This is a genomic window from Bacillus sp. AFS018417 (genome assembly GCF_002560985.1).
Taxonomy (GTDB): Bacteria; Bacillota; Bacilli; order Bacillales; family Bacillaceae_G; genus Bacillus_A; species Bacillus_A rhizoplanae.
In genome coordinates, this window is the sequence record NZ_NTTM01000046.1 from 1 (window position 1) to 15,399 (window position 15,399).

General features: G+C 34.8%; 12 protein-coding genes and 1 pseudogene. All 13 read right to left on the reverse strand.

Annotated elements, in window-relative coordinates; translation table 11 throughout:
• Positions 1-225 precede the first annotated feature (225 nt).
• A complete protein-coding gene (locus CN326_RS18225) occupies positions 226-1,425 on the reverse strand; it encodes an ABC transporter permease (RefSeq protein WP_098310394.1) in 1,200 nt (399 codons plus the stop codon).
• Complete coding sequence (locus CN326_RS18230; protein WP_098310395.1) at positions 1,422-2,102, reverse strand: ABC transporter ATP-binding protein; 681 nt, start codon at positions 2,100-2,102, stop codon at positions 1,422-1,424. Before CN326_RS18230 ends, CN326_RS18225 begins: the two co-directional genes overlap by 4 nt.
• Positions 2,099-3,286 (reverse strand): efflux RND transporter periplasmic adaptor subunit, encoded by a 1,188-nt coding sequence (locus CN326_RS18235; RefSeq protein WP_098310396.1) that lies wholly within the window; start codon positions 3,284-3,286, stop codon positions 2,099-2,101. The genes CN326_RS18230 and CN326_RS18235 overlap by 4 nt, the downstream gene beginning before the upstream one ends.
• Before the next feature lie 391 nt (positions 3,287-3,677).
• Positions 3,678-4,463, reverse strand: coding sequence for an SGNH/GDSL hydrolase family protein (locus tag CN326_RS18240; RefSeq protein ID WP_098310397.1), 786 nt, complete (start codon positions 4,461-4,463; stop codon positions 3,678-3,680).
• Between the two features lie 96 nt (positions 4,464-4,559).
• The gene (gene tagU, locus CN326_RS18245) at positions 4,560-5,477 is read right to left on the reverse strand and encodes a polyisoprenyl-teichoic acid--peptidoglycan teichoic acid transferase TagU (RefSeq protein ID WP_098310398.1); all 918 of its coding nucleotides are present in this window, start codon (positions 5,475-5,477) and stop codon (positions 4,560-4,562) included.
• Between the two features lie 16 nt (positions 5,478-5,493).
• A complete protein-coding gene (locus CN326_RS18250) occupies positions 5,494-6,450 on the reverse strand; it encodes an NAD-dependent epimerase/dehydratase family protein (RefSeq protein WP_098310399.1) in 957 nt (318 codons plus the stop codon).
• A gap of 172 nt (positions 6,451-6,622) precedes the next feature.
• Positions 6,623-7,035: pseudogene (locus CN326_RS25450) on the reverse strand (VanZ family protein).
• A gap of 53 nt (positions 7,036-7,088) precedes the next feature.
• Complete coding sequence (locus CN326_RS18260; RefSeq protein ID WP_098310400.1) at positions 7,089-8,255, reverse strand: nucleotide sugar dehydrogenase; 1,167 nt, start codon at positions 8,253-8,255, stop codon at positions 7,089-7,091.
• An 88-nt stretch (positions 8,256-8,343) separates the two neighbouring features.
• Complete coding sequence (locus tag CN326_RS18265) at positions 8,344-9,627, reverse strand: lipopolysaccharide biosynthesis protein (RefSeq protein WP_098310401.1); 1,284 nt, start codon at positions 9,625-9,627, stop codon at positions 8,344-8,346.
• Positions 9,628-9,659: 32 nt separating this feature from the next.
• The gene (locus tag CN326_RS18270; RefSeq protein WP_098310402.1) at positions 9,660-10,868 is read right to left on the reverse strand and encodes an O-antigen ligase family protein; all 1,209 of its coding nucleotides are present in this window, start codon (positions 10,866-10,868) and stop codon (positions 9,660-9,662) included.
• A 1,133-nt stretch (positions 10,869-12,001) separates the two neighbouring features.
• Positions 12,002-13,159 (reverse strand): glycosyltransferase, encoded by a 1,158-nt coding sequence (locus CN326_RS18280; protein WP_098310404.1) that lies wholly within the window; start codon positions 13,157-13,159, stop codon positions 12,002-12,004.
• A gap of 1 nt (position 13,160) precedes the next feature.
• Complete coding sequence (wecB, locus tag CN326_RS18285; RefSeq protein WP_098310405.1) at positions 13,161-14,285, reverse strand: non-hydrolyzing UDP-N-acetylglucosamine 2-epimerase; 1,125 nt, start codon at positions 14,283-14,285, stop codon at positions 13,161-13,163.
• Between the two features lie 3 nt (positions 14,286-14,288).
• Positions 14,289-15,398: a capsular polysaccharide biosynthesis protein CapF gene (locus tag CN326_RS18290; protein ID WP_098310406.1), complete on the reverse strand. Its 1,110-nt coding sequence runs from the start codon at positions 15,396-15,398 to the stop codon at positions 14,289-14,291.
• Position 15,399 lies beyond the last annotated feature (1 nt).

The window sequence follows — 15,399 nt, forward strand, 5'->3', positions numbered from 1 at the left end:
GCGTAATTGAAAGAGGCACTCATGGGTCATCCATGAGTTCTTCTTTTTATCCCGCATTAACGGGCAGTAAGACCCCCACCTCAAGATTCAGAGAAAAGCAAAGAAGATGGGTGGGGGATAACTGCCCGTAAAAGCCCGATTAGTTCAACTAACCATCAGTGAGGGATAAAGCCCCCTTCACTGATGGAAGTTTCACTTTATAAAGAAATATACAAAAACCTTCTGTTATTCATAGCGTAGCGCTTCGATTGGATCGAGCTTCGCTGCTTTGTTTGCCGGAATTAATCCGAAAATAATACCGAGTGTCATTGAGAATAAAACGCCTCCAAGTACAACTTGCCACGAAACGAGCGGTGGCCATTTCGCAAAGGCAGAAACAATATAAGCGCCTCCATAACCAAGGCCGATTCCGATAAGACCGCCAAGAAGCGTTAACATCACTGCTTCAATTAAGAATTGAAGCAAAATTTTTCCGCGTGTTGCCCCGAGCGCTTTACGAACACCAATTTCACGCGTACGCTCTGTAACAGATACGAGCATAATATTCATAACGCCAATACCGCCAACGACTAAAGAAATACCAGCAATACCACCGATAATCATCGTCATAATACTTGTTACTTTCGAGATGCTTTCTTTCATTTTCTCAAGATCAATGATTTCATATTTACCTGGAATATCATTTGGTTTGCGGTCGTTTAAAACGCCAACTGCTTTTTTCCCTGCCTCTTGTAGTTGATCCACATTTTTCGCTTGCACCGCAATATTTTGAATTTCACTTTTTCCATATAACGTTGGCCAAAGGGAAATCGGAATTAACATTTCCGACATCCCCATGCCCATAAATTCATTATCAGATTTATACACCCCGATAATTTGCAGTGGCTGGCCCTTTAACTCAATAATTTTTCCAACAGGATTTTCTTTCGAATAAAACATATCCTTTGCTTTCGTACTAATCATCGCAACGTTATTACCATGCTCAACGTCACCTTCATTTAAAGAGCGGCCTTCAATCAATTTGATTTTATTGACCGCAAAATATTCACTATCAAGTCCGATAATATTTGTCATGTCCTTTTTATCATTAATATCAAGCGGCTCCATACTCGAATTTGTCGTAACAACATGAGCAATCTCTGGCACTTGTTTCAGTTCCAAAATATCTTCGTCTGTTAATTCAGGACGTTCTCCCATTCCTGCTGCAAATGGATCATTGATATCCGCCTGAAACTGAATTGGAATGACATTATTACCTGCACCGGCAAATTGCGACTTCAGCATCGCTTCCCCGCCTTGTCCGATGGCAACGACAGTAATAATAGAACCAACACCGATAATAATCCCTAGCATCGTCAATGCCGAGCGTAATTTATGAGCTAGAATAGAAGAAAGCGCGATTTTCATACTATCTAGTAAACTCATACGGCCCACCTTCTATCTTCTGTAATTCTTCCATCTCTGAGCACAATGCGGCGAGACGAATACGCAGCAACTTCCTCTTCATGCGTAACCATGACAATTGTTGTGCCTTCTTTATTAAGCTGAGTGAAAATATTCATAACTTGCTCACCGGATTTCGTGTCGAGCGCACCTGTTGGTTCATCAGCCATAATAAATGTTGGGTTGTTCGCAATTGCACGCGCAATCGCCACACGCTGCTTTTGCCCGCCTGATAATTCATTTGGCAAATGATGCACGCGATCTGCTAATCCAACCTTTCCTAGTGCCTCTAATGCCCGCTCGCGGCGCTCTGCTTTCTTTATACCGCCATAAATAAGCGGCAGCTCCACATTTTCCACTGCCGAAAGACGAGGCAATAAATTAAAATGCTGAAACACAAAGCCGATATATTCATTTCGAATGAGTGCTAACTTTGACTCGTCTGCTGTTAAAATATTCACGTCATTCAACATATATTCGCCTTCTGTTGGACGATCGAGGCAACCGATAATATTCATAAGCGTCGATTTCCCCGATCCAGACGGTCCCATAATAGAAACAAACTCACCGCTATCAATCTTTAAACTAATATCATGTAAAATGGGCACAGCTAGGCTCCCTTGATAATACGTTTTATCAATATTGTTTAAGGTAATCATTTTTCCTTCACTTCCATTCCGTCAAACACTTTATCGGAAGGATTTTCAACCACCTTTTGTCCTACTGTTACGCCTTCAAGCACTTCCACCCAATCTCCGTCACTTGAACCTTTCTTCACCATTTGCTTGCGAAGCTTTCCTTTATCTTCTACATACACAAACGCATCATCTTTTTCCTCTACGATACTTTTACGAGGAACTGCAATCATTTTCCTATTCTCTAAATTCACTTGCAGTGATACATGATATCCCGGTGATAATCCATCTTGTGAGTCGAGCGTTGCTTTATATGTATAATAAGACATATTTTGTCCTGCTTCTGCGCCTGTCATAGCTTGTGTATTAACGTCAGCACTTGTTGGATATTCACTTACTTCTGTAATTTTTCCAGTCCATTTTTTCTTTGGTGCTGCTTTTGCTGTCACTGTAACAGTTTGATCTTTTTGAATTTGTGATTTTTGTAACTCCGTTAATGTTCCTTGAACTTGGAACGGATCTTTAGAGGCGATTTGTAAAAATGGCTTTCCTTGGCCACCCATTGCTTGCGTGGAACCTTGCGTTGCATCTTTATCAAGCTTTTGTACAACACCGGCAAAATTACTGTAAACCGTAAGTTCACCTTGTTTTTTCTTCAACTCTTCGATGTGGAGATTTCCTTTTTCCTTTTCAAGAGTTGCTGCTTTTTGCGTCATTTCGAGGTCACTTAATTGCGATTCTAACGACTCAATTACCGCTTTCTCTGCTCCGCTATCTTTCGCCTTTTTAATATCTTGTTTCAATGAATCTATCTTTTTCTGTCCTTGATCATAGCGCATAGAAGCCATTTCTTGATCAATTTCTGCTTGCTGCATTTGCAAATTAATTTCTTCATTATCATACGAGAACAGCTTGTCCCCTTTTTTCACTTCTTGCCCCTCTTTTACAGCAATATCTTTCACTTTTCCTTTTGTCATATCCGCATAGAAGCTTTCAATATTCCCTGGTTTCACTTGACCAGAAACTAACTTTGTATTATTCAGCTGGCGTTCTGCTACTTCTGTAAACTTCACATCTGCTGTGCTGCCTTTTTTCTTGCTCTGCATAATAAAAATATTTACAGCAGCAACGATTACAATAAGAGCAATAATTCCTACCACAATCCACTTTTTCTTTTTATTCGGGGTATGAACGGTTTCTGGTAACATTTTTTATCTCCTTCTAATAGAATTATTTATATAATAAAATTATATAAATTTTTCCAAAAAATCTCAACAGACATCTGATATTTCTCACATTTATATTACATAGTTTGACATTTCTATTTTTGATTGCAACAAATAATGTAATATTTTGAATTTTTTAATTCTATCACAATCATATATAAAGCGAAACTTCCATCAGTCTTCCTTATACTTCCTCTCTTGTTTTCTTAAACAAACGTTTGATTAAAAAAAGAGAGGAGATTGTCGAATATATATTAAACGACAATTCCTCTCTCATCTTTAATTTCTTTGTGTGCTTCCGCAGGTTTTTATTTCTGTTTTTCATACGCACAAAGTTCACTAAATGGTATGACTAAGCTTTTCAAACTCCCTATCATTTTGCTACAAAATAATTTGTAACATACTGCGCCCAAAGCTCATAACCTTTTGCACTTGGGAAACCGAACTCATCTTGTAAATATGGTAAGATGTCCTTTGTCGTTGGATTAGGCCATGCTTCCCAATGATTAATATATGTATAACCGTTTTGCTCTGCAAACTGTTTCAAAGCAGCAATAGATTTCGGATAATTCTTCGCATCATACACTGGATTTGGCGGTTGAATCATAATCGTTGTATCCTTCGCACTTGCTTGCAGTGCCGCTACAAATTTTTGCGTATTCGCTACCGAATTACCGTTCCCTGTTTTCGTGTTATCTGTAATAAAAGGCGGCTCAAATAGTACAACATCTGGATTTAGATCTGCAATTTCTTTCACTCGGTTCTTTGCAATAAGATCTTCTGTACTTTCTCCTTTATACTCTTGAACCGTTACATTCCAAAGACCTTGACCATAAGCGGCATTTAAGTTTGCTTTAAACTTTTCTGGCCAAGCACTAGTCGCCGACGATGCTTCATCGCCAACAATCACAAGATTCACCGCCTTCTTCTCACTAGCAGCTTTCTTTAGCTTCTCTTTCACCGCATCCGGTAAATTCTTCGCATACGCTTCATTAAAGGATACTTGCTTCTCTCCCTCTTTCGTACTCGTCCCTTGCTTCGCTCCATACGCTTGCTGCGTTGCCTTCGCAACCTTCTTATTCCAATACAACTTACCGCTCACAACAGAAGCAACAAACAATACAAAAATCAAAAGCACGAACCATGTTTTCTTATTCATGCGTTTCACCTCATTATTAATCTCATACTACATAATATTAGTATAAAAGCATACAAAAATAAACCCAACTATTGGTAAATAGTTGGGTTTGAAAGGTTATTTCTTCGGTAACTCAAGATGTTCTCTTAATTTATTAGAGATATCTTTACGTGTTTGATCCGTTACAAAGTAGTACCAAATACCATCTTCAGCCTTGTGACCATCACCAGGAATTTGGATTTCTTCAGTGTTTTGTATGCAGTCTTTATAATTTTTTTGAATATCAAACATTTGCTCCTGTGTTAAGCTTGTCTTCACATTTTTTTGAATCGCAGCTAACACATCACCATAATTTGCTAGAGACGATACATTCGCACCTTTTTTAATTACAGCTTGGATAACTTGACGCTGGCGCATTTGACGACCGAAATCTCCGCGTGGATCTTCATGTCGCATACGTGTATATGCTAATGCTTCATCACCTGTTAAATGAATATTCCCTTTTGCAAAATGCTTACCATCTGATGTAAAATCTAAGTCATTATTCACATCTACACCACCAACAGCATCTACGATATCCTTAAATCCTTCCATATTTACTTCAATATAATGATCAACAGGAACATCAAGGAAGTTTTCCACTGTTTTCACAGCCATATCAACTCCACCAAATGCATACGCATGGTTAATCTTATCTTTCTTCCCTTTACCAATGATTTCTGTATAAGAATCACGTGGAATACTTACAATTTTCGTCGACTTTGTCTTTGGGTTTAAAGTAAATAACATTAAAGAGTCCGAACGGCCAACCTCATCTTCTCGTTGGTCACTACCCATTAGTAGAATAGAAATAGGTTTTTGATCTGCTACATCTATTTTTTCTTCACGCTTCTCTGACTTATCACGGTCTAATGGTTTATGAACTGCATCTAATGTACTCGATACATTGGAATAAATATGATATGCATAAGCTCCTCCTCCAACCACGAGAACACCTATGATACCGAGAATCCAGAATAAAATTTTCTTTTTCATCTCTCTAACCCTCTCTCTATTTATAAACTAATTCTTTATGCTTATACCCACTTGGAAACCGTTTATGCCACAGCCAAGCAGAATGAATCGCCTCGTCAATAGAGCATAACGCTTTCCACCCTAATTCTCGATGAATTTTATTTGCTGATGATACTACTATAGATAAATCAGTTGAACTAGAACTATTATACGATATATTCATCTTTTTACCAGTTATAATTTCGCATTTTTCTATCAATTCCCTGACAGAACATCCAATTTCATTACTTATATTATACCGTTCATTTGTCTTATCATGCTGAAGAAGACTATGTAAAGCTACTACATGCGCTCTCGCAACATCCATAACATGAAGATACTCTCCTACAAACGTTCCGTCTTCTGTATCATAACTACGATTCACAAAAAAAGGTTGTTCTTCTTGATCTCGTAAATGCAACAAAATTCTCGGTAGAAGATGTGTCTCCTGCTGATGATCTTCACCAATTCCTTCTTCTAAATTAGCTCCTACTGCATTATAATAACGCAGCGATATATAATGTAAATCATATGCCTTATAAAAATCTTCTAACAGTTGCTCTATCACTAGGCTAGAATTCCCTTGAAAAATAAAAGGATACGGCGTGTATACTTCCTTTATTTGATCTTTATAAGACATACTTAAAAAAGGTAACTCAGACGAAAAAATAAAATTGTACACTTGGTGCATCAACATTTTTTTTAATAGTAACCGCACCCCAATTACGTCATACGCCGCAACATGCATAACAGCTTCAATACTATAACGTGAAAACACACGATCTAAATCATCAGGATTTCGAAAATCACCTTTTTCAAAAATAGCTCGTTGATTTACACTTACTCGATGGCCTGTCGATAAATCGTCTAATACAACAATACGATGTTGCTGTGAAATAAGCTCTTTCACAATATGACTGCCTATGTAACCTGCACCGCCTATTATTAGTATCATGTTTATCACCTTAATAAATAAGCGAAGTCAATAATAACTTCGCTTACCCCCTATTTTCGTTGCTAATTTAAAATTTTATAAAACAGCAGTCTAACACTAGGTTGCCTCTAATCTTCAATACCTTGTATCTTCTATATTGAGAACAAAAAAACACACCCGCTAAGCCAATCACTTAGCAGGTAGCATTATTTTTCTTTAACCTAGCAAACAACAAATAAACACCAATACCAACACTTGCACCGGAACTATCAATGAGAACACCCTTAACCTGAGCACCTCGGTCCGGGACAAATAATTGGCACGTTTCATCTGATATAGCTACAGCACAGAAATGAGCAAAGCCAATCACATACGTCATTATCCCTGCTTGCCACTTCTCCTCAAAGCGTTTATCACTAACACCCCAAGCACTAAATAGATAAAGAAATGGACATTTTTTCTAACGATGTGATTGAAGACTCTTATATCAAACTCCGTATTAGGAGCGATTTTTTCTATTTTTTCAATTATAACCTCTGTTATTCTTGTACTCAGCTCATTAGACTTTGTATCTGATTGATATGATAGATAAATGATTAATACCATCCCAAAAATAACGGATACACAAAAAAGGATCTTATGCCCCTTAGTTCCTTTTATTAATCCCTACTAAACAAATCCCTTGTATACAACTTATCCTCTACTCCACGCAAATCATCTGATAACCTATTAACCACTATCACATCTGAAACTCTTTTAAACTCTTCAAGATCATTAATTACCCTAGAATTGTAGAAGGTCTCTTCATGAAGGGCTGGCTCGTATACAACAACTTCTATACCCTTTGCCTTAGTACGCTTCATAACCCCCTGAATAGCTGACTGTCTAAAATTATCTGAATCCATTTTCATGGTAAGTCTATAGATACCTACAACCTTAGGATTTTTCCTTATAATCATTTCCGCAATATGATCTTTTCTCGTTCTATTTGCATCAACAATTGCTGTCATTATATTATTAGGAACATCCGCATAATTTGCTAATAACTGCTTCGTATCTTTAGGCAGACAGTAGCCACCATAACCAAAGGAAGGGTTGTTATAGTGATTACCTATTCTCGGGTCTAATCCAACACCATCAATAATTTGTTTTGTATCTAACGACCTTACTTCTGCGTATGAATCTAGTTCATTAAAAAAGGCCACTCTCATGGCTAGATATGTGTTAGCAAATAGTTTAATTGCTTCTGCTTCAGTTGAATTTGTAAATAACACAGGAATATCTTCTTTAACAGCTCCTTGAACCAACAAATTAGCAAATGTCTCGGCTCTATCAGACTGTTCACCGACAATTATACGTGAAGGATATAAGTTATCATATAAAGCTTTACCTTCTCTTAAAAATTCTGGTGAGAAGATAATATTATCTGTTTCAAACTTTTCTCTTACTTTCTCTGTATAACCTACTGGGACTGTTGATTTAATTACCATTATGGCTTCTGGATTAATGGATAAAACAGTGGCAATCACAGCTTCAACTGTTCTTGTATTAAAATAGTTTTTTTCAGGGTCATAATTGGTTGGTGTAGAGATAATAACATACTCTGCATCTTTAAAAGCTTTATAATTGTCTGTTGTTGCGGTTAGATTTAGTTTTTTTGTTGCTAAATATTCTTCAATCTCATTATCAATTATCGGAGACCTGTTATTGTTAATCATATCTACTTTATCTTGGTTAATATCTAATGCTATCACTTTGTTGTGTTGGGCTAGTAGTACTGCATTTGATAAACCAACATAGCCCACTCCTGCAATTGCTATTTGCACTTTGTATCCCCCTCTTACAAATAAAACTATTTTAGTATAATCATTAAAAAGGACTTATCTGTCACTTGTTTATATTTGAACACCTCTTCTAATTATTTATTAGGGTGTTGTCTTTATCATGATTTTTGCATAAATTACCATAATTAATTATAACAAAAAGATAAATCATACCATATGTTACACTCACGAATGTAAGATATTGGTAAATATTGAATTTAAACATTAAAGACACAAAATACGCAGCTAAACCAAATATCACCATAACTATATTAGATATAATCTCAAAATGTTGCTTATTGAATACTACATATGTACCATTAAGTGATAGAGCAATGAACCTAAAGGCATACATAAAACTCAATATGGAGATAAATTCACCAGCTTTGTGGTAGCCTACACCGAATATAAATTCACAAAGACTTGGGGCAATAAATGCTAGTATCAAAAACCCCAATATTGATAATACTCCCAATAAACCTATAACTGATTTGAAGATTTTCCAAGCTGATTTTCCTTTTCTCAGATCTTCCCCAAACTTTTGAAGAAAAACTCTACTAACATTACTAGAAATTAACATAAGAGGGACCCCTAGTACCATTACAGATATTGAATAGTATCCCGCATCAGCAGTAGAAGATAAATTGACTACTGATAAAGTTATTAGTGTATAAGAAAGTGAATTAATAAATTGAGATGGAACTAGGTAAAGAATATGTTTTTTATTTTTTGATATTAACGCGAGAACATCCCTCTTCTTAATCTTCTTCCTATTCTTATATTTATCAATATAATCTTTAGCTTGTACTCTTAATCCAAACAATGGTGATAAACCGTACCCCAAAGCTTGTCCTAATACTCCTCCACCAATAATTCCTGAAATAGTTTGTATAAAGCCCCTTACCAACTCTCTTAAAATGCCCACCTTAGATATTAAAGAATACTTTTTGTATCTATTATTGTGACTTATAAAAACAAACCTTATCCCATTCACCAAAACTACTATTGGGATTACTAATGAATATATCCCTATTTCACTGAACGAATTGTGTCCCCAAAAAAGCATTATAGATATAAATAAAAGATATATTATTGATACTGCAAAAACGGCTAGAATACTTATATCTGTTATCAGTTCCGCAATTTCATCATCCTTCTCAGCTACAATAAGCAGCTCTAACTTTAAAGAAGCGATAGGAATAATTAAAGTGGACATTGAAATAATAAATGTATATATGCCCAATTCCTCAGGGCTAAGTAATCTAGTAAGAATTGGTTGAATAATTACATTTATTAATTGTGCAATAATTGTTCCTAATCCTAAGGATATAACTCCTGACCATTGGTTATTTTTTAAACTTCTTATAAGATTCATTACAAACTTCCTTTAGCAACAAATTTAGGCTATTAATTGCCTCTTTGTGATAATTCTATCCAGAAGTATATACTAGCAATATTTCCAATTGATACTAAACCTCCTTCAAAGAGGTAGTAAACCATAAAAAGTATAATTATGCTTAATCCTTGTATCTGACTTTTAGTAGGTGACTTGAAAATAATTATAGCTTTTTTTATCAACATATTGCCAATGAATAGAATCCAACATATTAAACCTACCAACCCTAAATATTGAATTATTTCAATATAACCATTCACCAATACAACCGAGGATGCTAAACCTTCTCTTACAGTACCTGCTCCGAAAAGTATATCAGTAAAATTTTGATTAAAAACAGGCTTCCATGAGTCCAGGCGCCCACTTAACAATTCGTTAATCCCCTGAAAACCTGCTACAGAAAATACACTATACGCTTTAGATACTAATACTATTGCTAAAATTAATATAATAAAGTAAAGCAGTAGTAGGGTTAGCTTTTTCGACCTTAGGAACATGTGGATAAACATATAAATAATAACTCCTAAAGCAGCAATTATTAAACTTGTCCTAGAATTTGTTAAATAAATAATATATGAGCTAGCAACTATATTAAACCATAAAAACATTGTTACAATTCGTTTCTTTTTTATGCTTAACATCCTTAGACTAATTAATAGTCCGAGTAAACAAAACCGTGCTAATTCATTACTGTTATTGAATACACCATTGAATCTGAAGCGCCCTTCTGTCGAAACATAGTATGCAGATGAAAGCATAGATTGTTCCAAAGATGGGACTAAAACAAAGGCCGAAATAGCAATCAAGATTGTCCAAATCATCTTATTAAAGACTTCTGGTTTTATGCCCTTGTAAAACAATTCCGTACACAAGGCGATACTAATACCTATTATTAAGTATAATGCAGTTGCGGGTATTGCTCTACTTTCAATATTAAAAAAGCTAATCGCTCCGAAAATTGTTATGAAGTATATCGCTAAAATGGAAATTGAATCCAACTTTACCTCTCTTCTTTGTAAAGCTAATACTAAAACAAAAAAAGCAAAGGTTAAATATTTCATGAAATATAATGATGGAACTTCAGTAAATGATTTGTAAAAAGGTATTATAGAAAAAAGTGACAATAAAAAAGTTGCTAATATTATCAAGCGTGAGCTTCCGGCTTTCACATAATTTCTTGGTATTTCTTTTTTTAATTCTAAAGTTTGTTCAATTGTCAAAATAAAACACCCTCGCCTTTAAAATAAATATGATGGAATTATGCCATTATATTTTTTAGAATATTTGCCTTTTATAGCATATATTCATTACTTAAAATGAACAAATTCCTTTTAAGTGTGACCTCCTGATAACTCTGGCTCTTGTACACTTTTGACGAATACCCAAATAATGTATGCAACGATGTGATTTTTTAACATGATTTTTACCTTTCTCGCTTTCAATGCTATAAAAAAGCGAACTATAGAAGTGAATGCTAAACCCTTTTCCGTCGTTTCACCAAATATACGTAAGAAATTAACTCCAAACACTTTACATGGAGCCTCTCTCTACGGGTAAGACCATGTGCCATAAAGCCAAATATATCAAAAAATCTGTCTCAGCTAAATTGGCCTACCTCTCCAGATAAGGTGCACATTTCTACTAGAAAATAGCATTCAATCTTATTCAGCATTTTAAGTGAAAAAGTGTTCATTTCTCCTTAACAGTTACATCAAGCGATTCCCAGCCAAAAAAGCCAAATTCGTAGATTTGGCTTAGAATGAAAGCTCTCCCCCATTCATCTATTCAAAGAAGTGAAAATTGTCTCCCCGGACCACAATAAACAGCTTCTTGAGGAACAGATATTGAAACAAGGATGCTCCAACCGACAAAACATTTTATTACGAATCATTTAATAAACAATGCAATTTTTCGACATATAACAACCAGCAAAGACTAAAGCACTGTAGCACAACTACCGACATAGCTAGGAATTAAGCTGGAATGCTTTTCGCTACTTGCTGAACACATGTGCCATATGGGGTTTGTTGTAATGACTTACTCCCTAAGCCACTTCTACAATTGTTCAATTAAGCCTGGTTAATAAGGCGAGAGACATGCTCTCATGAGGCTATTTATATGCTCTTCCAAGACATTTTTAATTAATTGACTATATTGGATCGTACATCATCTATAACTAGGATGATGTACTTTCCCTTGTATTCTATTATCTGTCCAGATGGCAGGCTTAGTATCCTCTCAGTACCTTTTCCACAACACACGTTGTACCGTACAAGTCCATCCTTTGTCGTACAGAACATTCGATATAATACGTACTGACAAAAATAGTCATACATATCAATAGCTGACAGGTCTAAAAAGTGTTACCATCAAATAAATTATAAGTCTGCTGTATGTCCAACTTACTGTTTGACACCTTTTTTCCATATTTAAAAGCTTTTTCAGAAAATACCATATATTCTTTGTTATCCAAGTCTACACAATGCTGCAATACTTCTATAAATCTTTTCTCATCCTTCAAACTTATATCCCAGCCCACTTCTAATTCTTCTAATTTTCTCCACGGTGTCTGATCACTTATAATAAGTGGACAACCTCCAACAAGTGCTTCAGATATAACATGCCCAAAATTTTCTCCTAATGTTGGAAAAAGAAATACGTGATTTTCCCTAAAAACATCCATAATGCGATCACGATTTACTATGCCTTTATATGAAACCCTTATGTTTTCCGATAAATCTTTTATTACTCTTTCACATTCGGACCAATAAACTTTATCTTCTAGCGGTCCATATATATTAAATTCAATTTTACCGTCAATGTCTTTTAGAAATTCAATTGCCTTTTTAAGATTTTTTTTAGGATGCACTCTTGAGACGAATACAATCTTTAGTTCACCCTTCTTTTTTTCTACGCTTTTACTATAATTGAGTTCGCTGTAGTTTGCAGTTAAATTATTAGCAACAGTAATTTTTTCTACATTACCAAATACCTTTTCTATATCTTTTTTTTCTGTATCTGCTGTCGCATGCCATTTTATCCCTTTATATAAACCTAAAGCTTTTGTCATTTTTATATATATTTTCTTTTTTCCGCTTTTTAAATCTAGTGCTCCTGGCGAGAACTGACCTCTTGGAGCAATAACAATAGGCTTTTGAGGTATTTTTTTCATTTTACTCAACAGAATAGGAACAGTACTATGTTTATATGAGAAAAAGCTATTTAAATAAATCATGTCATAATTAACACTGTTAATTATCTCAGCAGTTTTACGCCATGTTAATTTGGAAAAGTTAGTATAAAATACTTTTGCCTTTCCCACCTGCAACCACTCATCGGTTTTTATATTGTCAAAAGGCTTCTCATCACCTAAATCTCTATCAGCCGCAACTATATAAAAATCAATTTTATCTGCTAGGTTATCTACTAAATTCTTAATAGATTGTATAGGTCCGCCACCTTTGATGCTTGGGACATAATAGCCTGCCATAATTAAAACTTTTTTTTTCACTCTACTTCCCCCAAACAACTCTATTCACATAGTCTGTATACGATAATATTATCCTTAACACTTTGTCTGATACATTAGGCATACTATAATCTGATACATTTCTTAAGGTGCCCTTTTCTTGCGTTTCCAATATTTCCAACCCTTGTAAAATTCTCACTTTCTGTAAACCTGTCATCATAACTGATGCCTCTTCCATTGCCTCTGGTCTTTCATGAGCTTGTCTAATATTTAAAGCCCTAAATCCAAGAATAGAAGATTCTTCACTAATCGTTCCACTATCACTAAGAACTGCTTTAGATTTAATTTGAAGTTTTACATAATCATTAAACCCTAAAGGTTTCAGCGTTTTTACTAACGGATTAAACTCTACTCCTTTAGCATCAATCATATTTTTAGTTCTAGGGTGTGTACTTACAATCACAGGCATATTATACTTTTCTGCAATTGCGTTCAAACTATCTACTAAATCTAGAAAATTAATTTCCGAATTAATATTTTCTTCTCTGTGAGCTGACACTACAAAATATTTTTCTTCTTCAAGCCCCAATCTTTCTAATACATCTGATTCCTCAATATCATTTTTTCTTGAGTTGAGAACTTCAAACATCGGACTTCCTGTTTTAATAATTCTATCTGCTGGGAAACCTTCTCTAAGGAGATATTCCCTTGCAATATCACTGTAAGTTAAATTAATGTCAGCTGTATGGTCAACAATTTTTCTGTTAGTTTCTTCTGGCACCCTTTGATCAAAGCATCTATTTCCTGCTTCCATATGGAAAATCGGAATATGTCTTCTCTTTGCAGCAATAGCACACAAACAACTATTCGTATCTCCAAGCACTAAAAAGGCATCTGGTTTTACTTCTTCCATAATAGGGTCTACCTTAACTAAGATGTTACCAATAGTTTCTACTGCAGTCCCAGTAGCTGCATTTAGAAAGTAATCTGGTTTTTTTAAATTAAAATCTTTAAAAAACACTTCATTTAATTCATAATCATAATTTTGTCCTGTATGAACAAGAATATGTTCTATTGCACATGATTCTTCTAATTTATTAATTACAGCTGATAGTCTAATAATCTCTGGTCTAGTTCCAACAACTGTCATGACTTTTAATTTCTTCATGATTTATACCTCCAAGAAGTAAGTATCCGGTTTTTCTGGATCAAAGCATTCATTTACCCACATTACTGTTACAAGATCATTTTCCCCTACATTCACAATTGAGTGAGTATATCCAGTAGGTATATCTACAACCTGCAACTTTTCTCCACTTACTCTATATTCAATAATATCGTCTGAATCTAGTTTTCTAAATCGGATTAACCCTTCGCCACTAACTACTAAAAATTTTTCATTTTTAGTATGATGCCAATGATTTCCTTTTGTAATCCCTGGCTTTGATACATTTATAGAAACTTGCCCTCTTTCAGATGTTCTAATAAACTCTGTAAATGACCCTCTATGATCCCTATTCATTTTTAGATCATAGGAGAACTTGTCTTCCGGTAAAAAGCTTAAATAAGTGCTATATAGCTTCTTAGCTAGGGAATCTTCCATATTTGGAATACTTAAATTTGTCCTGCTTTCTTTAAAGCTTTTTATAAGATCCGCTAATTTTCCAAGTTTAATTGTATGTGTTACAGGCACAACACAGTAATCACCCTGCATAGTCGTTTTATGCTCTAAAGCTCTTAAAAACTCATCTAACACATCATCTATATAGCAAAGATTAAGTTCTACATCTGGGTTGTTTATTTGAATATCCAAGCCCCTAGCTATATTATGACAAAATGTAGCTACCACAGTATTATAATTAGGTTTACTCCACTTACCGAATAAGTTTGGAAGTCTATATACATAAACTTTTACATCAGTTTCTTTATAATAATCAAATAATAACTTCTCTCCTGCCTTTTTACTTCTTCCATAAGGATTATCTTTTTCTGCCTGAATCGATGAAGTAATAAGTACAGGAGATCTATTGCCATGTTTTTTTAATAGTTCTAGTAATTGAGATGTAAATCCAACATTACCTTCCATAAATTCATTTTCATCTTTTGGTCTGTTCACACCCGCCAAGTGAAAGACAAAATCACATTCTTTTGTATATTTTTCAAGCAATGTAGGATCACTTTCTCTAGTAAACTCAAATATATTATTGTATCCCCTATTTCTAAGTTCAGCGACAAGATTTTTTCCGAGAAAACCTTTTGCACCTGTAACAAGAATATTCATG